General features: G+C 58.2%; 22 protein-coding genes and 1 tRNA gene. 14 read left to right on the top strand and 9 right to left on the bottom strand.

The genetic code is table 11. The features are described 5' to 3' along the window. Positions 1–51: 51 nt before the first annotated feature. Positions 52–1,158: a hypothetical protein gene (locus ACMGFM_RS14540; protein WP_436903383.1), complete on the bottom strand. Its 1,107-nt coding sequence runs from the start codon at positions 1,156–1,158 to the stop codon at positions 52–54. Positions 1,159–1,223: 65 nt separating this feature from the next. On the opposite strand from ACMGFM_RS14540, the gene ACMGFM_RS14535 reads away from it, so the two are divergent. The 5 genes from ACMGFM_RS14535 (at position 1,224) to ACMGFM_RS14515 (ending at position 3,929) form a co-directional block, all read left to right on the top strand. Continuing rightward, entirely contained in the window at positions 1,224–1,943 is a 720-nt protein-coding gene (locus tag ACMGFM_RS14535; RefSeq protein ID WP_436903382.1) for a DUF429 domain-containing protein, read from the top strand. A gap of 44 nt (positions 1,944–1,987) precedes the next feature. After that, positions 1,988–2,257 (top strand): hypothetical protein, encoded by a 270-nt coding sequence (locus tag ACMGFM_RS14530; RefSeq protein ID WP_436903381.1) that lies wholly within the window; start codon positions 1,988–1,990, stop codon positions 2,255–2,257. 39 nt (positions 2,258–2,296) lie between these two features. Beyond that, entirely contained in the window at positions 2,297–2,977 is a 681-nt protein-coding gene (locus tag ACMGFM_RS14525; protein ID WP_436903380.1) for a type I 3-dehydroquinate dehydratase, read from the top strand. A gap of 78 nt (positions 2,978–3,055) precedes the next feature. Next, positions 3,056–3,526: a DUF7575 domain-containing protein gene (locus ACMGFM_RS14520; protein ID WP_436903379.1), complete on the top strand. Its 471-nt coding sequence runs from the start codon at positions 3,056–3,058 to the stop codon at positions 3,524–3,526. A 31-nt stretch (positions 3,527–3,557) separates the two neighbouring features. After that, on the top strand, positions 3,558–3,929 hold the full coding sequence (locus tag ACMGFM_RS14515) for a hypothetical protein (protein WP_436903378.1): 372 nt from the start codon (positions 3,558–3,560) through the stop codon (positions 3,927–3,929). A gap of 7 nt (positions 3,930–3,936) precedes the next feature. Here ACMGFM_RS14515 and ACMGFM_RS14510 read toward each other — a convergent pair whose 3' ends face one another. Together ACMGFM_RS14510 and ACMGFM_RS14505 are read right to left on the bottom strand one after the other, a co-directional pair. After that, complete coding sequence (locus tag ACMGFM_RS14510) at positions 3,937–5,103, bottom strand: 3-dehydroquinate synthase II (RefSeq protein ID WP_436903377.1); 1,167 nt, start codon at positions 5,101–5,103, stop codon at positions 3,937–3,939. A 39-nt stretch (positions 5,104–5,142) separates the two neighbouring features. Continuing rightward, entirely contained in the window at positions 5,143–5,280 is a 138-nt protein-coding gene (locus ACMGFM_RS14505) for a CopG family ribbon-helix-helix protein (RefSeq protein ID WP_436903376.1), read from the bottom strand. Positions 5,281–5,521: 241 nt separating this feature from the next. On the opposite strand from ACMGFM_RS14505, the gene ACMGFM_RS14500 reads away from it, so the two are divergent. Beyond that, positions 5,522–6,322, top strand: a complete 801-nt coding sequence (locus ACMGFM_RS14500) for an ArsR/SmtB family transcription factor (RefSeq protein ID WP_436903375.1) — start codon at positions 5,522–5,524, stop codon at positions 6,320–6,322. Between the two features lie 356 nt (positions 6,323–6,678). Next, positions 6,679–7,101 carry an SHOCT domain-containing protein gene (locus tag ACMGFM_RS14495; protein WP_436903374.1) on the top strand — a complete coding sequence of 141 codons (423 nt, stop codon included), beginning with the start codon at positions 6,679–6,681 and terminating at the stop codon, positions 7,099–7,101. On the opposite strand, the gene ACMGFM_RS14490 is transcribed toward ACMGFM_RS14495, so the two are convergent. From ACMGFM_RS14490 to ACMGFM_RS14480, 3 genes are all read right to left on the bottom strand, one after another. Next, complete coding sequence (locus ACMGFM_RS14490; RefSeq protein ID WP_436903373.1) at positions 7,102–7,539, bottom strand: GNAT family N-acetyltransferase; 438 nt, start codon at positions 7,537–7,539, stop codon at positions 7,102–7,104. Between the two features lie 171 nt (positions 7,540–7,710). After that, positions 7,711–8,682 (bottom strand): sensor histidine kinase, encoded by a 972-nt coding sequence (locus tag ACMGFM_RS14485; RefSeq protein WP_436903501.1) that lies wholly within the window; start codon positions 8,680–8,682, stop codon positions 7,711–7,713. A 372-nt stretch (positions 8,683–9,054) separates the two neighbouring features. Further along, complete coding sequence (locus tag ACMGFM_RS14480) at positions 9,055–10,314, bottom strand: inorganic phosphate transporter (protein WP_436903372.1); 1,260 nt, start codon at positions 10,312–10,314, stop codon at positions 9,055–9,057. A 365-nt stretch (positions 10,315–10,679) separates the two neighbouring features. Here ACMGFM_RS14480 and ACMGFM_RS14475 point away from each other — a divergent pair, with 365 nt between their 5' ends. The 3 genes from ACMGFM_RS14475 (at position 10,680) to ACMGFM_RS14465 (ending at position 13,956) form a co-directional block, all read left to right on the top strand. Beyond that, positions 10,680–11,117: a hypothetical protein gene (locus ACMGFM_RS14475; protein ID WP_436903371.1), complete on the top strand. Its 438-nt coding sequence runs from the start codon at positions 10,680–10,682 to the stop codon at positions 11,115–11,117. A 13-nt stretch (positions 11,118–11,130) separates the two neighbouring features. Further along, positions 11,131–11,340 carry a helix-turn-helix transcriptional regulator gene (locus ACMGFM_RS14470; protein WP_436903370.1) on the top strand — a complete coding sequence of 70 codons (210 nt, stop codon included), beginning with the start codon at positions 11,131–11,133 and terminating at the stop codon, positions 11,338–11,340. A 351-nt stretch (positions 11,341–11,691) separates the two neighbouring features. Then, positions 11,692–13,956, top strand: coding sequence for a methyl-accepting chemotaxis protein (locus ACMGFM_RS14465; RefSeq protein WP_436903369.1), 2,265 nt, complete (start codon positions 11,692–11,694; stop codon positions 13,954–13,956). Between the two features lie 346 nt (positions 13,957–14,302). Here ACMGFM_RS14465 and guaB read toward each other — a convergent pair whose 3' ends face one another. Continuing rightward, entirely contained in the window at positions 14,303–15,787 is a 1,485-nt protein-coding gene (guaB, locus tag ACMGFM_RS14460; RefSeq protein ID WP_436903368.1) for an IMP dehydrogenase, read from the bottom strand. A 458-nt stretch (positions 15,788–16,245) separates the two neighbouring features. Here guaB and ACMGFM_RS14455 point away from each other — a divergent pair, with 458 nt between their 5' ends. The 4 genes from ACMGFM_RS14455 to ACMGFM_RS14440 all read left to right on the top strand — a co-directional run bounded on the left by ACMGFM_RS14455 (position 16,246) and on the right by ACMGFM_RS14440 (position 18,193). Next, positions 16,246–17,151, top strand: coding sequence for a DUF5794 domain-containing protein (locus tag ACMGFM_RS14455; RefSeq protein WP_436903367.1), 906 nt, complete (start codon positions 16,246–16,248; stop codon positions 17,149–17,151). A gap of 44 nt (positions 17,152–17,195) precedes the next feature. After that, a complete protein-coding gene (locus tag ACMGFM_RS14450) occupies positions 17,196–17,423 on the top strand; it encodes a DUF5795 family protein (protein ID WP_436903366.1) in 228 nt (75 codons plus the stop codon). 46 nt (positions 17,424–17,469) lie between these two features. After that, positions 17,470–17,646, top strand: a tRNA-Trp gene (locus tag ACMGFM_RS14445). Between the two features lie 310 nt (positions 17,647–17,956). Beyond that, on the top strand, positions 17,957–18,193 hold the full coding sequence (locus ACMGFM_RS14440) for an amphi-Trp domain-containing protein (protein WP_436903365.1): 237 nt from the start codon (positions 17,957–17,959) through the stop codon (positions 18,191–18,193). 305 nt (positions 18,194–18,498) lie between these two features. Here ACMGFM_RS14440 and ACMGFM_RS14435 read toward each other — a convergent pair whose 3' ends face one another. After that, positions 18,499–18,894: a hypothetical protein gene (locus ACMGFM_RS14435; RefSeq protein WP_436903364.1), complete on the bottom strand. Its 396-nt coding sequence runs from the start codon at positions 18,892–18,894 to the stop codon at positions 18,499–18,501. A gap of 89 nt (positions 18,895–18,983) precedes the next feature. Then, a complete protein-coding gene (locus ACMGFM_RS14430) occupies positions 18,984–19,319 on the bottom strand; it encodes a hypothetical protein (RefSeq protein ID WP_436903363.1) in 336 nt (111 codons plus the stop codon). Between the last annotated feature and the right edge of the window lie 849 nt (positions 19,320–20,168).

The raw sequence follows: 20,168 nt of genomic DNA, 5'->3' as shown, positions 1-20,168 counted from the left end.
CGATACCTGCGACTGAAGGCGTATTTTCGCTGCTGTTGTAACAACACTGAATCACTCGCGCTCAACAGTTCCGCCCGCGTCTTCGACCAGCCGCTGTACTCGCGCTGATTGACCTGCCGGGACCGCAGCCAGCACCGCTACATGCTCGCCGTACTCCACCGACTCGACGGTCGCCTCGTCATACAGTTGTGAGAGGAGTGACTCCGCGCCGTACGGGAGCGTGAGCGCGACTCGTGTGGTTGGCAGCGCTTTCTGGACTTTTTCGACGAGTTGATTTTCCCACGACGCTCGTTTTGCGTCAGTCTCCGGTGGGTTCGTCTGGAGGACCGTCCCGTTGAACTCCGTCTCGTCGATACCAAGCGCAGGTTCAGCCTCCGTCGAGTGAATGACGACGAGTAGGTCTGCACACTCCACCGCGGCGATCGCACCCGGCACTGCTGCGGTGAACCACTCCGGTCGCCCGGGGACAAATCCAGCCGTGTCAGTCACCGCAACCTCGTGCGGTCCAATGTCGGTCACCGCTGTTCGTGGTGTTGCCGGCCGGAGTACGGTGCTCTCAGCACGCTCGCCCGTGAGTGCGCACCAGCAGTCCGTGGTTGGGGCACCCACCGAACCGACGACGGCAACACGTGCGTCGACGCTCTCGTAGCTTGTTTCGACCTGCCGACGCTGGCGCTGCTGGCACGAGTCGAGGGACGTAGTGAGCCTGTCACAGGCGTCGGATAGCTCTGAGACGCTGCCACTCTCGCCGGTTGGTCCTGTCGTGGCTTCATTGCGCTGTCGTCGCCGTGCCGCGCGCTCTTCGATCTGTTGGCGTCGCAGTTCACGTGCGGTCTCGGCCGCTGAATTCCCGCCATCGGCGAGGTGCTCGTAGTACAGGTCTCTGCGGTCGAGCAGCTCGACTGCCGGCACCGCGTGACCGAGGTCGTACACCTGGCCGGAGTGGGCCAGCCCGTCGACCACAACTCGCTCGGCCCCGGTCCTGTCTACGCAGTCGGCGAGTTGGTCGACCAATCCTTGTGGGAGGTGATACTGGTTGTCTTCGTCACCATCGACGGCGAGCACGTTGGCGACAGACAACTCGCGTGCGGCGACGACAGCCTCGACTGCCGGGCGAATCGAGCCGTGCCGTGTCGCGAGTACTGTCGTCGTCGTCATACCCACGATAGGGCCTCGAGCACTATGACCGAAGCGGTGAAACGTCCCGAGTCAAACGCGAGGGTATGTATCTCGGGGTGGACGGCTGTCCTGACGGCTGGATTGCGGTGGCGTACACCGACGAGGAATACGTGGGCGCGCAGTTCTATCCCACTCTCCGAGACCTGTGGCAGGACAACCGCTCGGCAACACGCATCCTCGTCGATGTGCCAATCGGGCTGCGAGCTGACTCCAGCGAGCCCCGACAGTGCGACACCGAGGCTCGCAGGCGGCTGAGTCCACAGCGCCACCACAGTGTGTTTCCGACGCCGATTCGGGCAGCCGCACACGAGGACAGTTACGAATCCGCAAAGGCAACGCAGGAGGCTCGAACAGAGGGGAGTCTCAACCGCCAGAGCTGGGGCATCGCGTCGAAGATTGCCGAGGCTGATACGCTGCTCCAGGAGTCGGAGCAGGCCCGTGAACGACTTCGAGAGTGCCATCCGGAGGTCTGTTTCTGGGCGTTCGCCGGCCAGCCGATGCAATACTCGAAGACGGGCCAGCCTCGGCGGGCGTACTGGGAACGCGTCACCACGCTCCGAGAGCAGGTGCCAGACGTGTACGACCATATCTGGTCCGCTGCGGAGGGAATATCTGATACTGACGCGTCGACTGACGACCTTGTCGACGCGTTTGTGGTTGCACTCACCGCGCGAGGTCCAGAGTCAGCGTTTCGGACCCTTCCCGAGTCACCCGGGCGCGACGAGACCGGGCTCCCGATGGAGATAGTGTACCGCGAGACGTAACGCTCGGAACCACACACTCATTGTGTTTCGGTCGAAAACTCTGCATGGTCGAGCAGGCGTACCGGTGTACAAACTGTCTGGAGAAAACAGTCACCCGGACGTTTGACGTCTCGCACCTCTCAGTAACCTGTGAGGGCTGTGGCGAGTTCGCCCGCTTCGTCAACGAGGCTGTCTACGAGCAATATCAGGCGTTCGAGGAGTCACCCCCGGAGCATCTGGCCTGGGAGCAGTTGAGCCGAGCTGAGAAGTTTCTCGTGAGCAACGGCGTCGTCCGCGAAGGGCGGTCTATCGAGGACTTTGAAACCGAGGAGTGAATCCCGATTCCTTTTGATGTACGCCGAGGTAGGGAGTGTATGAACCTGTCTTTCGAGGAGTTCGTGCTCGCGGCCGTCACTGCCGACCTGAGTACGGAACCGGCGGCCCGCGAGCACGCCGACGCCGTCGAGTACCGGATGGACCTCGCCACGGAGGGTTTCGACGGACTCGCGGCCTACGACGGAGAGCTTCCATTGATTGTCACCGACCGCGTCGAATACGAGGGTGGTGAGTCGGCGGACACAGCGGACCGAATCGACCGCCTCCGTCGGGCCGTCGACCAGCCTGCAGTCGCTGGGGTCGATGTGGAACTCGCTGCCGTCGAACAGTGCCAGCCTGTCATCGAGGCCGCCAGCGAGGCTGACGTGTCGGTTATCGTCTCCGCTCACGACTTCGAGCGCACGCCGGAGCGGAGTGACCTCGTCTCGACACTCGAAACGGCTTGCGAGCACGGTGCTGTCGGGAAACTGGCAGTCACCGCGCAAAACCGAGCCGACGTCTTGGACCTGCTCTCTGTCACCCACGACCAGACCGAGGCTGGCAACACCGTCGCGACGATGGCGATGGGTGAGTCAGGGCGACACTCTCGTGCCGTTGCACCGCTTTACGGGTCGCGGATCGGGTACGCACCGGTCGACCCTGCTGACGCGACGGCCCCCGGACAGTATACGCTGCAGCGACTTCGCTCGCTGGTCGAGGAGCTGTCGTCGACGGCCTGAAACGGCGTTTTCTCTGCTTTGCCGGCCCGAGCCGCAGGGACGGAAGATTCAACACCGAGGACCGTTCCATTGTAGCTAATGGCACAAGAGGACACCAACCGGTCACGAAAACGCCCGTGGTTCGCCGTCGGGCTGACGATGCTCGTGCCCGGCCTCGGACACCTGTACCTGCGGCTGTGGGGCCGAGCAGTCCTCTGGATTGTGATGACTGGGCTGGGGCTCACTCTCGCCGCGCCCGCCGGGGCGCTGCCCAATGCCTTCGCTTTCGAGGCAATGCTCGCCGCCCTCAGCGCTCTCACCGTCGGAGCTGTGCTCGACTTTTTCAGTTCACTTCCCCTCGAGTCGGTTGTGCTGTTGTGTGGCGTGCTCGCACTCTGCATCGTCGATGTCTATCTGATGGCGCTACGGCGCAACGCGTTGGTTGACCGGGCTGAGCGCGTTGCTGCCGGCGAACAGCCCCGTCAGTGTCCCAACTGCGGCCGCGAGGTCGACCCGGATATCGACTTCTGTCACTGGTGTACGACCGAACTCGCGGCTGAGAAGGAGTAACGGTCTTTGTCCGGCCAGCCAAAGACACGGTATGCACCCGCAACTCCGTGACGCGATACTCGCAGTCGCCGGACTGCTCGGCCTCGCGGTGCTTGCGGTCCGAACAGGCGGGGTCGGTCTGTTGCTGGCCCCGTCAGCTATCGTGAGTGGCGTCGTCGGTGCTGTCGTCGTCGAAGTACTGTTTCTGCGCTACCCGTCAATGCTGCTGGTGCGCTGGGAACAACCCGGCGTTGCGATACTCGTATTCGTTGTCGTTCTGGTCGGTGGCTTCCTTGCCGCCATCGTCGCGCCGTGGCTGCTCGCCGTCCCGGTCTGGGGACTGGTCGTGTATCTCGTCCTGTTGGGCTGCGTGCTGGCCGGGGCCGGAAACCCTGTCGCAGTACTGGCTCGGACAAACAGGTAGGTCGGCGTTATTTCTCGATGATACTCTCTTCGACTGCCTCGCCGAAGTGCCGAGCGGTGTCCTCGTAGTAAATGAGTACCTCGTCGCCAACTTCGAGGTCGGTAACGGCTTTGCGACCCTCGTCGGTTCGTAGTTTGATCGTTTCGGCGTTCTGGATGAGTGTCTCGATGCGGTCGCCGCTCTCTGTCTCGGCTTGGACGCGGAACATCGGACGTTTCTCGATTTTCGAGCGACCGACGATAGCCTCGCGGGTGTTGCCGTTGACATCGACAATCTGAACCTCGTCGCCGCTTTTGAGTTCCGAGAGATAACTGGTCTCCCCGCCCGGCGAACGGACGTAGGCGTGGACTGCGCCGGCGTTGACGCGGAACGGCCGGGAGGCGACGTACGGTGAATCTGCTGTCTCGGCGTGGACAAAGAAGAGACCTCGCGACATTGATCCCACAAGCATCCCTTCGTCGTGGTCCATCAGCGACCCGGTGTCGATACAGACGCGGTCGGCCGAACCAGTCTGTTCGACGGTCAGGACCTCGGCGTACTCGAGGTCAAGCGTCTCGCGCTCGACTTCGTCGCGGACCTCGACGGTCTTGCGGATTTCGTCGGGGTCGTCGGTATCGAGCAATACGGCGTCGGCACCGATTTCGAGTGTTTCGTAGGCAGTCCGTGCCTCTTCGGCGCTGCGAACGCCTGCAATGAGGTCCGTCTCCTCGCCGATGCGGGCGATCAGGTTTTCGAGGGGGATGATCTGCCAGTCGCTGCCGATAATAATCGTGTACTCGGCCTCGCGGGCAACTTCCTCTGCGAAGGTTTCGTACTCGGTGTCGAGAATTTTGACGTAGCCACCGTAGGGCATCTCGTCGCCGCGACGAAGTGCGGAGAGGTCGGCCGACCCCGAGTAATCCGAGGGGAGTTCGACCGTTCCGTCGCCTTCACCATCTTTGCCGACGATGGTCGCGTCCGGGTCAGACGCCTCCTCTTCGGCTTCCATGACGTGGACATCGCCGCCGCCGAAGGCCGCGACGTTGACGTCGCCGAGTTCGCGGACGCGGTCGACGTCAGCCTGGTCGACGAGGACCCAGTCGACACCGGCTTCGAGACCGGCTGTTATCCGCTTCTTGCGTTGCTCCCAGTCCCCAACCTCGTCGTCGGCCTTGAGCCAGACAGCACGTGTCATGTGGATAGGATTGCGTCGCCGTGGCTTGAACGTGGCGGATTACTCCCGCAGTGCTTCGGTGACGACCGCTGACCGTGGCGGATACCCCCGACGGGCACGGTATTGGTCCAGTTCGACCAGCAACTCCTCGGGGAGGGCGACCTCAATCTCGACCGAGTCGGAGTTATCTGTAGTCATACCTCGACGGTCGACAGCGACGAAAATAAACTTTCTGTGGCTGTCTGACACGTGACTGACGGCCCAGGGGTCGAACTCGAAAACCGCCAGCCGTGGCAGACGTACAATGAGTATTTACTCCAACACTCCCGACTCAAAGCGCCGTTTCAGCCCAGTTGTCGCCGTGCTATCTCGGCTAAAACGGCTCTTTGTTCGTCGAGTAGAGTTTTTAATACGGCTGGTATAGGTGCTGGTACGAGCCATGAGTAGTATCTTCCCATTACGGGAGACAGTCACCCGTGACGACCAGGGTGGCCCCCGCCTTGTCGACCTCTCAGAGGAGACTGCTGACGAAGTCTTCGAGGCACTGGCCGCCAGCACGACCCGAGAGATATTTCTCGCGTTGCACGACGACCCACAGACTGCCTCCGACCTTGCGGACCGGACCGATACGTCTGTCCAGAACGTCCAGTACCACCTCAACAAACTCAAAGATGTAGACCTGGTCGAATCAGTCGACATCTGGTACTCCGAGCGTGGGTCGGAGATGGACGTGTACGCACCAACAGACGAATCGCTGGTTATGTTCGCCGGCGAAGACAAAGAACGCTCGCTCAAGTCGATACTCAGCCGGTTTGTCGGGGCTGCAGGACTCCTCGCGCCGACAAGCTTGCTCGTCGCGTTCGCGGCTAGTCGGTTCTCTTCGAGCCCTGAATCGACACCAGTCAACGAACTCGGTTCAGGCAGCGGCATCGACGTAGAGACGGCAAACGGGACCACCGAGACGGGTGGCAACGAGGTCGGGATTGCCTCGGAGGATGCGGCCACGAACGATACCGAATTCACGACGGGCGACGCCGACGTCGTTATCGACCAGAACCTGACGGACGCGCCAGTGCTCGTGACCGACGGCGGGAACGCGACACAGATTTCCAACGAGACAGTCACGTCCTCCGTGGACGCGGTGGGTTTCGACCCTGCCCTCGCGGCGGGCCTCGGGTTTTTCTGCGGTGGACTGTTCCTGTTGACGGCGCTGTGGATCTGGTACGGCTCACCCGAGTAAGTATCTCGTTGCCCTCTGCCGAGAGATACCGACCAGCCGAGGACACGACGCGGAGCACAAACGCCTCACCACCGACAAGCGAGCCAATCGTCACAGCCAGTACCGTCGCTGGAATAAGCGAGAGGAAGCTAAAGAATGCAATCGCCCCTGCAAGGAAAGAGAGATCTCTGCGTTGTCCCAGATAAATAACTGTCCGAATCAGCTCCGTCAACTGGGCTAGTTCCATCGACTATCCCGCGTGTATACCCACTGGACGCGTATGAGAAAACACTCAGTACTTCGGGTAAGGCCAGCGTATTCCCACAGTACTATGTGGGGTCGTTAAATATATTCAGCCGACAGAGGTCTCAGAACAGATGAGCGACGATTCGTTTCGAGCGCGGGCGACAGCAAACGCCTCCGGTATCGCTGCGACCATCGTGACCGGGACGTGGCTCGCGCTGTTGATGCTCGACTTCCCGAGCGAAATCTGGCTCGCAGTGATGCTCTTTGGCTACATCGCGGTCGTTCCCGTTATCTCGATGCTGTTCGACGAGGACGATGCAGAGGCCACGACTGACCAACAACCCGCCCGCTCGGAGGCGGAGTCTGACTCCGAGGACGCGCTGGAACGACTTCGTCGTCGCTACGCTGAGGGAGAACTCACTGACGAGCAGTTCGAGCGCAAACTCGAACGATTGCTGGAGACCGAAACGCTGGAAGCTGCCGAAGACCAGGCCCGAGCGCGCAATCGAGCGGCACAGGCAGAATCGGACGACCCCATAGCCGAGCGAGAATAGTCAGAGCTGTTTTTCCATCTCGACGTGGGAGATGCCGGCTTCCTCGAACTCGTCGCTGGTCACTTCGTAGCCGAGGTCGCGGTAGAACTCGATGACGTGTGTCTGTGCGTGCAATAGCGTCCGCTGACAGTTCTGATTTCGCGCCTCTGACTCGATCAGTCCCATCAGCCTGCGACCCAGACCCTCGCCACGGTAGGGCTCTCTGACGGCGACACGCTCGGGTTTGCCAGTACCGTCGCCGGTGGTCCTGAGCCGCGCGGTACCAGCGGGTGTGTCTGTCTCGGCATCTGTAATGACGAAATGAATAGACTCCTCGTCACGGCCGTCGTATTCGATGTCTTCGTCGACATCCTGTTCGTCAACGAAAACCGCTCGCCGTATCTCGAAGGCGTTCTCAAGTACGCCGTCGCCCGGAATCCGTGTGACCTCGTATGTCATTGCTCCGGCCTACCGGACGGACTACACTGACTCTTTCGACCGATTTGCCAGAGGGGCAAACCAAGATGTGTTACGTTTGTTCCACGCCGAGTTAGAAGAGCTATCGGCTACTTATCCCTGCGAACCTGTGAGGGGCCGTGGGCGTACGGAAATGGTGTCTCTCAGAGAGTCTCACACGCATGTCATTATCTCGAACCGTGTTCCATCTGACTCGCTGTCTGTCACAGCAATATCCCAGCCGTGATTATCGACAACAGTTTTGACGATATGTAATCCGAGCCCGGTGCCACTGTCCGTCTTCGAATACCCCCTTTCGAAGACCTGTGTCCGCTTGTTCTCCGGAATACCCGGACCGGTATCTACAACGTAAACTCCCTCCTCGTCGTCCAGGTCACCAATGGTGACCGTCACTTCGGGACCACCGTGTTCGACCGCGTTTCGGATGAGATTCTCGAAGAGTTGTGAGAGTCGCTGTTGGTCGGCACACAGAGTATGACTGGTTTCAACGAGGAGCGTCGCATCGTGGGTCTCGACGTTTTTCCAGCACTGCTCAACGATGGTTTCCACATCGACCATCTCCTTGTCGTCAGTTGCCTGCCCGCCACGAGTGAGAGGGGTTCCCTCCCGGGCACTCATCAAGAGGTCATCTACGAGTGCTTCTAATCGGTCGTGGGCCTGCGCCACTGCATCGAGATGCTCACTCTCGTGTTCTTCTCGAGCCATCTCTAAATTACCCTCAGCTACGTGCAATGGATTTCGAAAGTCGTGTGCGAGAGTGCTGGCAATCTCTTCTAATTGCTCATTCTGGCGTGCTAATTGTTGTTCTCGCCGTTTTCGTTCCGTAATTTCGGTGGAAATCCCGGTCAGCATGCGCGTCCCATCTTTTGTTTGGACACGACCATGTGCCTCGATCCACCGAATATCGCCGTTCTCAGGATGGGTTCGAAACTCGACTTCGTACAGATCAGTCTCTCCTCGCTTGAGCTCTCCATAGAGTTGTTTTATTTTGGGGCGGTCGTCAGGATGTACTCCATGCTCCAAAAACGACTCTGTGTCTCCGAACTCTGCCATTCCAACGGCAAAGAGTGATTCGACGGGACCCCGGAGCGTTGTCGATTCTCCGTCTCCAGGTTCACGTTCCAGATTGTTGTATTTGTCACATCTAATGCAAATCTGACATCATTCTCTGGATCCCAACCAGTCATAGTCGATTGTCCTTTATTTCTGTTGGCATATATTTCTTTTTTACGTGTATCTGAATATTACGACCGCTCGCTGACCTGAGCGACTCCTTGCGCTGAAACTGGGATGTGAGTCCGTGCGAGATATGCGCCCTGCATCCAACAGGACTGTTGACACTTATCTCGTTGCTGTCAGGAATCTTATGCGGAATACAGAGGATCAGTGCAGCACAGCGGTCTTGCTATCAAAGACGCCTACATCTCGCGCACGAGTCTTGTAAATGGACGGTACCCCAGACCATGACTGAGGCCGATGGACAGACGAGGTTTTCTCTTAGCCGATGAGTGAAAACAAGGCATAAGACCCCACGAGCGACAGCGTCGGCGTGATTACCCAGAGTGTCGCGACGCGAGCTGCCGCTGCCTGATGGAACAGACCTTCGGCGGAAAGTTCCTCTGGATCCCTCTCCCCAACACTAGACACTCCATCCTCAGATACGTCCTGCCTGTCCGGGTCAGGAGTCTCGCCTTCAGCCAGTTCGCCCACAGTCGGGCCCGCAGGCACCTCCTTTTTGCCTTCAACTGGGTGCAGTTTGAGTGCACCAGTTGTAAATTGCGGAGCGGATTCATCGGCAGGAGACTGTGTGATTATTTCGACAAGCGTCCGCGCTCGGCTTGCACGGCCCCACCCAAGTCCAATAATACAACTGGTCGTACTCACGGCGAGACTGGCTGGAATTCCGAGCCACGAGAGGACGGTGATAATCGTCGCACCCACCGTCGAAACAATGAGCGCTGCCAGAATCGGCATCTCAGTGATATCGCTGCCAACGGTCGCCAACGTCCGCCGGGCAATCGTGAAGCCGCCCACGCTGATGGCCCCGGTTGCGAGCAGAATCGCCGGGCTGGGGTCAAGGGAGCCGTTACCGACAAGCGGGGCGACTGCGTTCGCCGCGTTCGAGGCCCCGGCACTGAACCCCATGTAGCAGGCAATTGCCACCACAAGTGCCGACCCGATCAGATCCCGAGGCGAGACGGTATCGTTGACCGATAACCGTGGGAGTCTCTTCTGGGTATCGATTGCGATCAACGGGTTCGTAAGGCGACCAAATTCGAATTTGGCGTCGAGGTGCGGATACAGATATCTGCCGATAAACGCACCTGTGAAGACGGCGATCAGTGGGGCGACGATCCATGCCGACAGGATGGTAAACATCAGCGCAGTGTTGAGCGTCCCCGTTGCCAATCCGAGTCCGACAATTGCTGCGACAGCTGTCATCGAGGTTGACGCCGGAACACCGTAGAGGTTCGAGATCAGGAGTGCAAGCCCGGTAAAGAAGAGGACGCCAACGCTCGCTTCGGGCGTAAAGGCTGTTGCATCGACAATTTCGGTACTCATCGTGGTGATGACCTTCCGCCCGATCGTCCAGGCTCCGAGGAATGCAAACACGGTAAACAGTGCCCCGGCAGTGACTTTTCTGACGGCCCGACTGCCAACTGCCGGACCGAAGGCAACACCGGTTGATGACCCGCCGATATTGTACCCGACAAACACCGCAACCAGCAATCCCACGAGAATTAGTAACTCTGCCACGTGCGTGTTATCGGTTCGCACGCGAAAAATAGTGCCGTTTCGCTGCTGAACTGTTGACGACGACCGACAGACAGTACATCGAAGATTTTGCACCTCACAACGGAACTCCCGGTAGTCTCTACCGATTCGTCTCCACACGGGTTGCTCAAAGATCAGTAATCGAGATGTGGGTTTTATTCTCAGCACTTGCTGGATTACCTTCCCGGATTCTGTCAGAAAGCGCGGGACCGACTCAGAGGTTCGATTTGGCACTTCTGAGAGTTATTCAGACTAGGTGGCGGCAGTCGCAACCTATCCCGTGCCGACACTTTCATATTTGTGTAAAGTATCCTTTACTGTAAAGGGTGCTTTACACCCTGATGCCAATGACAGAAGACCTCACCGCGAAACAGCAAGTTCAGAAGCGCGAACAGTACAGCAAGTGGATAAATCGGTCCGTTGGGTTCGGTGTTGCCAGTTTCTTCGTTGCAACGGCGATATGGATGGTCACCGAAGAACAGCTTGTACTCTTTGCTGGATTGGGGCTTTATTGGCTCGGTGCCATCGGAATGGGTATCGGATACTGGTACTCACCAGTTTCGATCAGAGACGAATTCGAACAGCAGACGGAGTGGGAAGCAAATCAAGCGATATCAACGTTCATCGCCGCTGTCGTTATCATCGGAATTCCGGCAGATGTTGTCCTCAGCACAACTGGCGTGTATACTGCTCCCGCAGCCATCCGAGGAGCGATCTGGGGATATCTCCTATTGACGTTTATTTTCGGAGTTGCTCACTGGTATGTAAAACGACAGTACAAATAGCTGCGACGTATCTATGAACAACAAATTAGATGTTTACCGAGAAAGGGCCGGGTTGAGTCAAGGGGACTTGGCCACAGCCGTTGGCGTCTCACGTCAAACAATAAATGCAATCGAGCGTAACCGCTATGATCCATCATTAGAGTTGGCGTTCAAACTTGCTGCTTACTTCGATTGTCGAATCGAGGAATTGTTTGATCCCGACATCGAACCGGTCGGAAAGTGACCGATACGCGCTCTGTATTCAGCAGCGTCGACTCCTTCCAGACGGTTGCTGTGACAAATAGCGTGCAAGACGTAGAGGGTGTATACAGCAGAGAGAATATCATGATTTCAGGGCCAATAGTGGGAATAGATCGGCGAGTTTGATAAGCCGTTGATTATTTTGCTAGCGAAAATCACGTTGAATTGTGAGTTCTTTCCTAACTAGTTTGGTACTGCTTTGAGTGCTATCTAGTATATAATATTCAATACTGTGAAGACATCAGTATTAGACCGTCTGGGTATAGATCGGCTGGTAACGAAGATTACTGTCCTGTTACTTACTGTCTTGTTAATATCCGGTGCGGCCGGTGGCATGCTAGTTCTACAGACCGATGAAGCGGTCTCGACAGATGCTCAAGAGTCGGCAGTTTCAAGCGCGGAAGTCCAAGCCAATGCGGTGAATAGTTGGGTTGTTTCACTCCGGAGTACGGCACACTCCCTTGGGTATGCAGAAGCGATTCAGGACGGTGATACAGACCGAATTTCTGAGTTTCTTGAACACGAAGTAGGCGAAGAAAATGTTGCTCACAACATCGAAGCGGCCCACTATATCGATACCTCGACCGGGATCATCATCTCCAGTTCGGCGGACTCCCGTGTCGGGGATTCGATTACTGACATCGGGTATGCGACTCCAGAAGCACTCGCCAGCGTCAACAGTGAACAAAGTGAAACGGCGAGTGAGGGTGACCACGGCTCTGCAATATCACAGCCATACAATTCGTCTGTCATCGGCGGTCCTGCCGTGGCTGCCGGTGTCTCGGTTGACCAACCTGACCGCGCGTTAGTTGTTGTCGGTGATACAGCGGCCTTCGCAGGTAACCTCCCGAAGCAATCCGAGAGTTCCTTCCTCAAGATTGTGAACAGTGAAGGGACCGTCGTGATGAGCCAGCGTCAGGGGCAGATACTCGAACAGAACACCGACGCAGAGGGTATCAACTCTATGGCTGTGAACAAGGGTATCGGGGGCAAATCCGGGTATATGCGGATGCAGATGGGAGAGATGGATATGACGATGGGGTATGCCCCAGTCGAAACGGCTGACTGGTCCGTCATGTACCACGAACCCGCTTCCAGCGCCTTCGCGGTCAAACAGGCTGTCAATCAGAATTTCGCCATTGTCATTGGAGTCATGGGGCTCGGCCTGCTGGTTGCTGGGTTTATTATCACGCGGATGGTCGTCCCGCCGCTCACACGCCTCACAGACAAGGCACAAGCAATCGAAGCGGGCGACTACGACACGGAAATACAGACCACCCGCTCTGATGAATTTGGCACGCTATTCGGGTCTTTCGCCACCATGCGCGACGCATTACGCGACCGGATTGCGGAATCCGAGGACAAAGAGCAACAGGCACAACAAGCCAAAAAAGAGGCGCAGGCGGCTGAAAAGAATGCTCAACAGGCCAAACAGGACGCCGAGGAATTGGCTGCAAGCCTCCAATCGGCGGCAGAAGAGTACCGGGATGGGATGGCCCGCGCTGCTGACGGCGACCTCACGGTTCGGCTGGATGTTGATACCGACAACGACGCGATGGCAGACATTGCGACGAGCTTCAACGAGATGATGGGCGAGATTGAGGAGACAGTTGCCCGGATTAGTACGTTCAGTACCGAGGTGGCAGAGGCAAGTCAGCGAGTTTCTGCCGCATCAGAACAGATTGACGACTCCAGCAACGAGGTTGCCAAGTCGGTGACGGAAATCTCCTCTGGAATGGCCGAACAGACTGACAGCCTTGAAAGAGCGTCCGACGAGGTAAATAACCTCTCAGCCACGGTTGAGGAAATCGCGTCATCAGCTGAAGAAGTAGCTAGTCTGTCGGAGACTGCCGCTACAGAAGGTCTCAAAGGACAAGAACAGTCCTCTGAGTCCATCAAGAAGATGGAAGCAATCAAATCACAAACCGACACGACAGTAGAGGAAATCAGTGCGCTCAACGCAGAGATTGCCCGCGTCGGTGAGGTTATCGATCTTATCGACGAGATAGCAGAGCAGACCAACGTCCTTGCACTGAACGCCTCTATCGAAGCGGCACGGGCTGGTGATGCGGGCGATGGCTTTGCAGTTGTCGCAAACGAGGTGAAGCAACTGTCCGAGGAGACCCAAGAAGCCACCGAAGACATTGAACAGCGGATCGAAGAGGTGCGCCAGAAGAGCAGTGACGCCGTTGCAGGCATGCAGAAAATGCAGGACTTGGTGACGGAAGGGACCGACACCATTGAAGAGAGCCTCACATCACTGAATGAAATCGTCGATAAGGTTGAGGAAGCCAACGGTGGTATCCAGTCGATCAACCAAGCCACTGACCAACAGGCTGAGTCGGCGCAGGAAGTTGTCTCAATGATCGATGACATCGCCGCCATCAGCAAACAGACAAGCAATGAGGCCGATGCAGTAGCCGCGACGGCCGAAGAACAGAGTAGTTCGAGCACAGAAGTGTCCGAGGACGTGCAGGCGCTTGCTGCACAGTCTCAGCAGCTTCAGGAAGTCGTCTCTGGCTTTACAATTGAACGGGATGACCCAGCAGTGGGTGAGGACGCTAGCGCAGCTGTCGTAGCGCCAACCGACGATGACTAATCCGTAGCATCGACAGTGATCAGTTTCGGGAACAGCGAGCATCATATACAATGTGGTCTCTCCGATTCACGGAGTTGATCGAGATTCAGTACCTTTTTAAAATATGTCAGTTGGACTATCTGATTACTGAAATGTATCCAAACTATGACTGCGAAACGCTGTAGCGGACATTGCTTCTGGCCTTAGCCATTCCCGGAGTTCCTTGAGAAGTTGTCCGAGTAGTGTGGACTACCGCTTTGTGCGTTGGGATCTTTGTACAAGATACGCCCCCTGTATTCAGCAGAACTGGTGAAACCTACCAACGTGCGAGGGCTTCAACAAAGCCTACTACGAGAAAATCTAGTGATCAGTCGCCGTCGGGGCTGTAGTTCGGTGCTTCGTCAGTAATCACAACGTCGTGTGGGTGACTCTCCTGCTGGCCAGCAGAGGAGACGCGAACGAACTCCGAGCGCTCCTTGAACACTGCAATTGACTCCGCGCCGACGTAGCCCATCCCGGACTGCATCCCGCCGACGAGCTGGCGGAGTTCGGATTCGAGTGTGCCCTTGTACGGCGTTGCGGCCTCGACACCCTCGGGGACGAACTCCTCGTCATCGTCGTCGTCCTTGAGGTACCGGTCGCCGCCGCCGGATTGCATCGCACCGACGCTGCCCATCCCGCGGTACTGCTTGTATTTCTTGCCCTGCATCGTGATGACGCGACCGGGCGCCTCGTCGGTCCCCGCGAAGTACGACCCCATCATGACGGCGTCTGCGCCCGCCGCGACAGCCTTGATTGCGTCACCGGAGTATCGGATTCCGCCATCGGCGATGACCGGCACGTCGTGCTGGCTGGCTACATCCGCGACCTGTGCGATGGCGCTAATCTGGGGCATCCCAGAGCCAGTGACGACTCGTGTCGTACAGATTGAGCCCGGCCCAATACCGACCTTCACGCCGTCGGCGAAGTCGATGACATCTTCGGCAGCCTCGCGGGTGCCGATGTTGCCGACGACGACGTCGGCCTCGACCTGGGACTTGATTTCCCGGGCGCTCTCGATGACGTTCGAGTTGTGTGCGTGCGCGCAGTCGATGAACAGGATGTCTGCGCCAGCCTCGTCGGCGGCCTGAGCGCGGTCGGTCTCGAATGGGCCAACCGCTGCGCCGACACGCAGGTGGCCGTTGTGGTCACGGACAGCGCGGTCGTACTCTCGGCGCTGGAGGATGCCGGCCATCGTCATCAGGCCGGTGAGGTGGTTGTCCTCGTCGACGATTGGGACGCGCTCGATTTTGTGCTCGTACATGAGTTCGAGCGCTTCTCGCGGCGAGACATCTTCGCCGGCGGTGATGACCTCGTCAGTCATCGCTTCGCGCACTTCGTCGCGCTCGCCAACTTCGAGGTACGGCCGGATGTCTGTCCCGGAGATGATTCCGAGGACGGCGTCGTGGTCGTCAACGACCGGAGCGCCGGAAACACCGGCTTCGCTCATCATCTGGTCGACCTCTCGGACCGTCTGTTCGGGTGACGCCGTGACGACATCGCGGATGATGAGTTCGTCGGCCTGTTTGACGCGTTCGATTTCGGCAACCATCCCGTCGAGGTCCATATTTCGGTGCAGGACGCCGAGTCCGCCGTGTCGGGCCATCTCGATGGCCATGTCGCTCTCGGTGACGGTATCCATCGCTGCCGAAAGGACCGGAATGTTCAGCCGGACGTTCGTCGAAACTCGTGTTGTTGTGTCTGCTTCGTCGGGTTCGATTGCACTCTTCTTTGGACGGAGGAGCACGTCATCGAAGGTCAACGCCTCCGGAACTCGCAGTTTCTCTGAGAAAGGCTCGGAAGTGTTCGCCATGTAAGCCGTCGGATGGCGGCGCTCAAAAACGTTGCGAGATGGACTCCTGTACAGGGTTTCCTGCCGTTTCGACCGCGTGACGGGCTCTCACTGTTGCTGCATTCTGGGGTGATTTGTACAGAGATGTGCACAAACTTCCGGAGTCGGGGAACGATTGCCAACCCTCGACGCCGATTCGTGGCGTGTGTGTCCGCTTCTCACGCAATCACTTTAACCAATAATATAGTATAATGATCCATGGACTCCGTTCGTCCCACTAGCGGAGGGAGCGTTCAGCAGACGAGTTTCCCGACCAGCGACGCGAAGACATTTACACTGGGACGTAATTTCACAACGGAGTGGTCGAATTTTTGGCCCAACTGGCACTCGCATGAGGGCAGGCGAGCGCGTCCCGGGGTCAGCACCCGGGGCAGCGAGTACCCGCGGTCCGGGCCACGGGTGAGGGCCCGCCTTCGTGTATGAGTAGCTCCAGACACCCGCGCGCACTCAACGTCGAGCAGTGGGTAAGCAGTTCGACTCGACTGCTCGTGCTCGTGATGGCGCTGCCGCTAGTCGACGGTGTGTTCGTCGCGCTCATCCTCGGTGGCGCACTCGAGACGATTGCCGGCATCGTTCAGGTTGGCTTGCTGGTGTTCGGCGGGAGTGCAATGGTTGCAGTCATCCTCGCAGAGATGGACGAGAGCCCACGTGAGCAGGCCAAAATCGTATCAATTGTTGGGGTTGGTCTGGTCGCCGCCGCGGGGATTCAGGCAGCGCTGGCCCCGACGCTCGAGACGATGCTGAACATCGCTATCTTCGAGCGCTTCGCGGCACTGGTCATTCTCTCGGTTGCGGCCTCGACTGCCAGTTCCCGCGTTGGCGAGTATCTCCCAGGGCCAGCGGTCATTATTGCCCTCGGTCTCGTGGCGAGTCTGTCACCATCCGGTATCTCGCTAACTATCCAGACCGACCTGGAACTGATTGCTCGCGCAATGGCCGCCGCTGGCGTTGGTGTTGCTTTCGCGCTAACGCTGGCGCTGTCCAGCCCATGGCTGCGCAACGCGGTCGAACTTGACCGCTTCCGATTCGGGAGTGCGGTCGCGCTGGGTGTCCTCTCGCTGTCAATTATCGGGATTCTCCCCAGCGAGGCACCCGTTGCCCTGCTCGTGCTTGCGGTGACGGCACTGCTGGCGTTCGACCCAAACCGCGCACAGGAACGCGACGCGGTCTACCATCCCGACGATATCGATATCACCGCAGCGATGTCCGACGGCGGACAGGAGGCGGCGCTGGAAACCGACGGGCGGTCGGACCCCAGCGAGCAGACCCAGGCGCCTGACCCAGAACCAGAGCCCGAGGACCAGCCTCGGTTGCCGTGGCTGTAGAGCAGGAGCGATACCACTTAGGACCGCCAGCGCCAGATACCGATATGGCTGACAATCGTGTCGTGCAGGGTCGTATGGTCACGCCCAACAAACTCGCGGAACTCATCGAAGGCGACGACGTGATGGACGCCGAACCCATTGCCGACGCCGACCGCGAGTGTCCCGACTGTGGCGGCGACGTCCTCGAAGTCGGATATATGCCGTCAGCGATGGAGTTCGTCACGGGCTGGAAGTGCCAGAACTGCGATTGGGCAGAGACCGACCGAGACTGACTGTAACCGAAATCCCTTTAGGAGGAATCACCCAATGTGTGCGTGCGGGCTCGTGGCCTAGTCCGGGAAGGCGGCTGACTCCAGAGGCTACGTGCCAGGGACGATACTCCAGCTGATATACCGAGCGGGTGGCTGATCACCACCCGCGTTGACGACCCTCTGGAGTACCGAGGCACACACCGGAGATATCAGCCGATCGGGGGTTCAAATCCCTCCGAGCCCACTACTTTCTCTCCGAGCGCTAGCGAGGAGTGAAATCTGGACCGCGGAGGGATTTGAACCAGGGAACGGAGCGAAGCGGAGTGACCGAGGTTCACAATCCCTCCGAGCCCACTTACTTTCGGCGAACCATACGGTGAGCCGTAAGTCCGTCACGTGAGGCGGATTTGAACCCAGAGGACGAGCGGAGCGAGTCCTCGCGGTTCATAATCCCTCCGAGCCCACTACCCCGAACAACGCCAAAGAGTGAAATCCCTCAATTCAGCCGTCGTAAGTCACCCATAACAACCACCGGACGGTCCTTTTACTATTGTATGGCGGACCAAACAACGAGCACTGAGAACCTCGACAGAGACGCTGTCGCCAAGCGACTGACTGACCTTGCGGACGAACTCCGGTCAGGTGAAAACACGACTGTCCGTGTCGGCAACAAGGACGTGGCACTTACCCCACCGGAGATACTGGATTACCGAATCGATGTCGTCGAGAAACAGTCACGATTCCGGGGGAACCGGGAGACTGTCAGGATCGAAATTGACTGGAAAACCTGACGAGGCAGTCCGGTAGTACTCTCGGCTCCAGACGCCGCGTACAAAAGCCGAAATCTATTATTTTCACAGAACCAGTTCTCGTCCGTTTTAGTCGTCGTCAGGAGTCCCGACCACATCGCCGTCATCTTCGACGGCGAAGGAGGCCACCGGCGCGTTCTCGTAGGCTGTCGCGCCAGGATACCGATGTGTAATCCAGCCGTCGTGGTCAATGGCCAGTTCGACCTCTTACTCGGGGTTGCCGTCCAATGGGACGACACGTGCGACGACATCGCCGGCCGCCACCTTGCTCATTCGGCTATCAGGGCTCAGCGAAACGCTCGCGCCGTGCTGACGTGCATTCCCACAAACACTGGCGACTCCGCGCTTGCGGACCCGTCGCCTCTCCGTTCGAGCGTCCCGCTCCACCGCGTGTCGAACTCGTAGCACTCACCTTCGACCGTGTCGGTCCACGCGAGTCGAACCTCGTCGCTGAACCCCGCGTACTCGCCACCGTCGTATACGATGAGCTTCTGACTGTCGACGACCCAGTCGGTCGTCCGTTCTGTCTGTGTTCTAAGTCCGTCTCGAATTGCACCTCCGCCGGCGAGTCGGTCGGAGATGCCGAACTTCACCACGGAGTCATCGTCGGCAAAGAACTCACCGAGGGGCTCACCAGTACGGAGAGCGGCGTAATACGCCCGGATTCTCTTCTCGAAGTCCATAGGGAAACAACGAGTTTCTGCGATATATTTCTGCGGCCATCGCCAGCAGTGACACCGTTCAGCCGTGGAACGGAGGTCAAACTGCCTTGTTACGCGGTGCCCTCGATTGTCTGCTCCCACAGCCCCGGCAGGTCATCAATCTGGCGCCACCCAGCGGCCTCGTCGATGTCCTCCTCCACGACAGTGAGAGCCTCGAAGTAGTCGTCCAGCACCTCGGCGCGTTCCATCGCCAGCGGCGGCGAGCAGTAGTCTTCCTCGATCCAGACCGCTTCGCCAGTCTCCGGGTCGAACCGCGCCCGGTTCAGGGCTCGGGTCATGGCACTCCCAAATGGCTCGAAACTCTCAATTTCGCCGCTGTTGAGCCGTTCGCGAAGCTCTGGCAGCCGCTCCTGGACGGGGCGGGCGCGGACGAATCTGTTTGCCATACGTCTCGTAAGCTCGTGGCGCTAATCAAGGCTGTTCTGCTTCGTGTCCACAGCTCCGGGCCTAGCAATCTCTGCTCGTCAGCGCGAACCTGCCCAGAGGATGGGGAGTGAGCAGGCTCTCCAATTCTGGTCGAATCTCAGTTCAGCAACACGGAGCAGTGGAGATAGATGAGTGCTGTCTCTCTCAAAAACCAACGGTTCTTTTTTTGTTACTGTCACAAACGGCGTACCGGGCGTAGAAGACGGGTTCTACACAAGCTCGTCTTTTTCAACGTCTCAGGGGATTAATGCGGCGGTGCTTAGTATCAGCCCTGTCCCGGGACCAAGTAGACCACAGGGTTCCGTACAATCAATACAGCGGACAGTACCCTGGAGTGACGACTCTCCACATTCGGGACATGCATCGGACCAAGTGCCTTGCCTGTCGCGTGAGAGAGCTTGACTCTAACACGAATTCAATAACTGTTCCATATTATTGTTGTATATGACTCGAACATCCAAATGTTTGGCTGAAGGAGTATTAGAAAAGACTGAACAATGCTTTCTAGCCGAATTGATTGTCTGCATATCTTGGAACTATCGGATAATCCAGGATTAGTGGGTTTTAGTTCTGCATATGCGTCCCGTATTCAGTAGCGCCGGACTTTCCCATCCCGTTGCTGTCACAAGGAGCACGCGGTATCTCGCGGGTAGCCGAAATCTATTACGAGGCTGGTTGGCCACGACCAAGCATGACACTGTTAGTATTTGGGAGCGACGCGCTCAACTCTGACATCGTTGACCCCGAGGCCCACCCCAACCTCGCGCTGGCCGCCCACCACCTGTCTGGATCATAAACAGTGTTGAGGG

It is taken from the genome of Halovenus halobia (genome assembly GCF_051414135.1).
In the GTDB taxonomy this organism is placed as follows: Archaea; Halobacteriota; Halobacteria; order Halobacteriales; family Haloarculaceae; genus Halovenus; species Halovenus halobia.
Note: the sequence above shows the minus strand (reverse complement) of the source record. Positions and strands in the feature narration are given on the sequence as shown.

Bases quoted from the DNA above. Each gene is read 5' to 3' on its own strand.
- ACMGFM_RS14540 (WP_436903383.1), bottom strand. From the start codon at position 1,158: ATGACGACGACGACAGTACTCGCGACACGGCACGGCTCGATTCGCCCG.
- ACMGFM_RS14535 (WP_436903382.1), top strand. From the start codon at position 1,224: ATGTATCTCGGGGTGGACGGCTGTCCTGACGGCTGGATTGCGGTGGCG.
- ACMGFM_RS14530 (WP_436903381.1), top strand. From the start codon at position 1,988: ATGGTCGAGCAGGCGTACCGGTGTACAAACTGTCTGGAGAAAACAGTC.
- ACMGFM_RS14525 (WP_436903380.1), top strand. From the start codon at position 2,297: ATGAACCTGTCTTTCGAGGAGTTCGTGCTCGCGGCCGTCACTGCCGAC.
- ACMGFM_RS14520 (WP_436903379.1), top strand. From the start codon at position 3,056: ATGGCACAAGAGGACACCAACCGGTCACGAAAACGCCCGTGGTTCGCC.
- ACMGFM_RS14515 (WP_436903378.1), top strand. From the start codon at position 3,558: ATGCACCCGCAACTCCGTGACGCGATACTCGCAGTCGCCGGACTGCTC.
- ACMGFM_RS14510 (WP_436903377.1), bottom strand. From the start codon at position 5,103: ATGACACGTGCTGTCTGGCTCAAGGCCGACGACGAGGTTGGGGACTGG.
- ACMGFM_RS14505 (WP_436903376.1), bottom strand. From the start codon at position 5,280: ATGACTACAGATAACTCCGACTCGGTCGAGATTGAGGTCGCCCTCCCC.
- ACMGFM_RS14500 (WP_436903375.1), top strand. From the start codon at position 5,522: ATGAGTAGTATCTTCCCATTACGGGAGACAGTCACCCGTGACGACCAG.
- ACMGFM_RS14495 (WP_436903374.1), top strand. From the start codon at position 6,679: ATGAGCGACGATTCGTTTCGAGCGCGGGCGACAGCAAACGCCTCCGGT.
- ACMGFM_RS14490 (WP_436903373.1), bottom strand. From the start codon at position 7,539: ATGACATACGAGGTCACACGGATTCCGGGCGACGGCGTACTTGAGAAC.
- ACMGFM_RS14475 (WP_436903371.1), top strand. From the start codon at position 10,680: ATGACAGAAGACCTCACCGCGAAACAGCAAGTTCAGAAGCGCGAACAG.
- ACMGFM_RS14470 (WP_436903370.1), top strand. From the start codon at position 11,131: ATGAACAACAAATTAGATGTTTACCGAGAAAGGGCCGGGTTGAGTCAA.
- ACMGFM_RS14465 (WP_436903369.1), top strand. From the start codon at position 11,692: ATGCTAGTTCTACAGACCGATGAAGCGGTCTCGACAGATGCTCAAGAG.
- guaB (WP_436903368.1), bottom strand. From the start codon at position 15,787: ATGGCGAACACTTCCGAGCCTTTCTCAGAGAAACTGCGAGTTCCGGAG.
- ACMGFM_RS14455 (WP_436903367.1), top strand. From the start codon at position 16,246: ATGAGTAGCTCCAGACACCCGCGCGCACTCAACGTCGAGCAGTGGGTA.
- ACMGFM_RS14450 (WP_436903366.1), top strand. From the start codon at position 17,196: ATGGCTGACAATCGTGTCGTGCAGGGTCGTATGGTCACGCCCAACAAA.
- ACMGFM_RS14440 (WP_436903365.1), top strand. From the start codon at position 17,957: ATGGCGGACCAAACAACGAGCACTGAGAACCTCGACAGAGACGCTGTC.
- ACMGFM_RS14435 (WP_436903364.1), bottom strand. From the start codon at position 18,894: ATGGACTTCGAGAAGAGAATCCGGGCGTATTACGCCGCTCTCCGTACT.
- ACMGFM_RS14430 (WP_436903363.1), bottom strand. From the start codon at position 19,319: ATGGCAAACAGATTCGTCCGCGCCCGCCCCGTCCAGGAGCGGCTGCCA.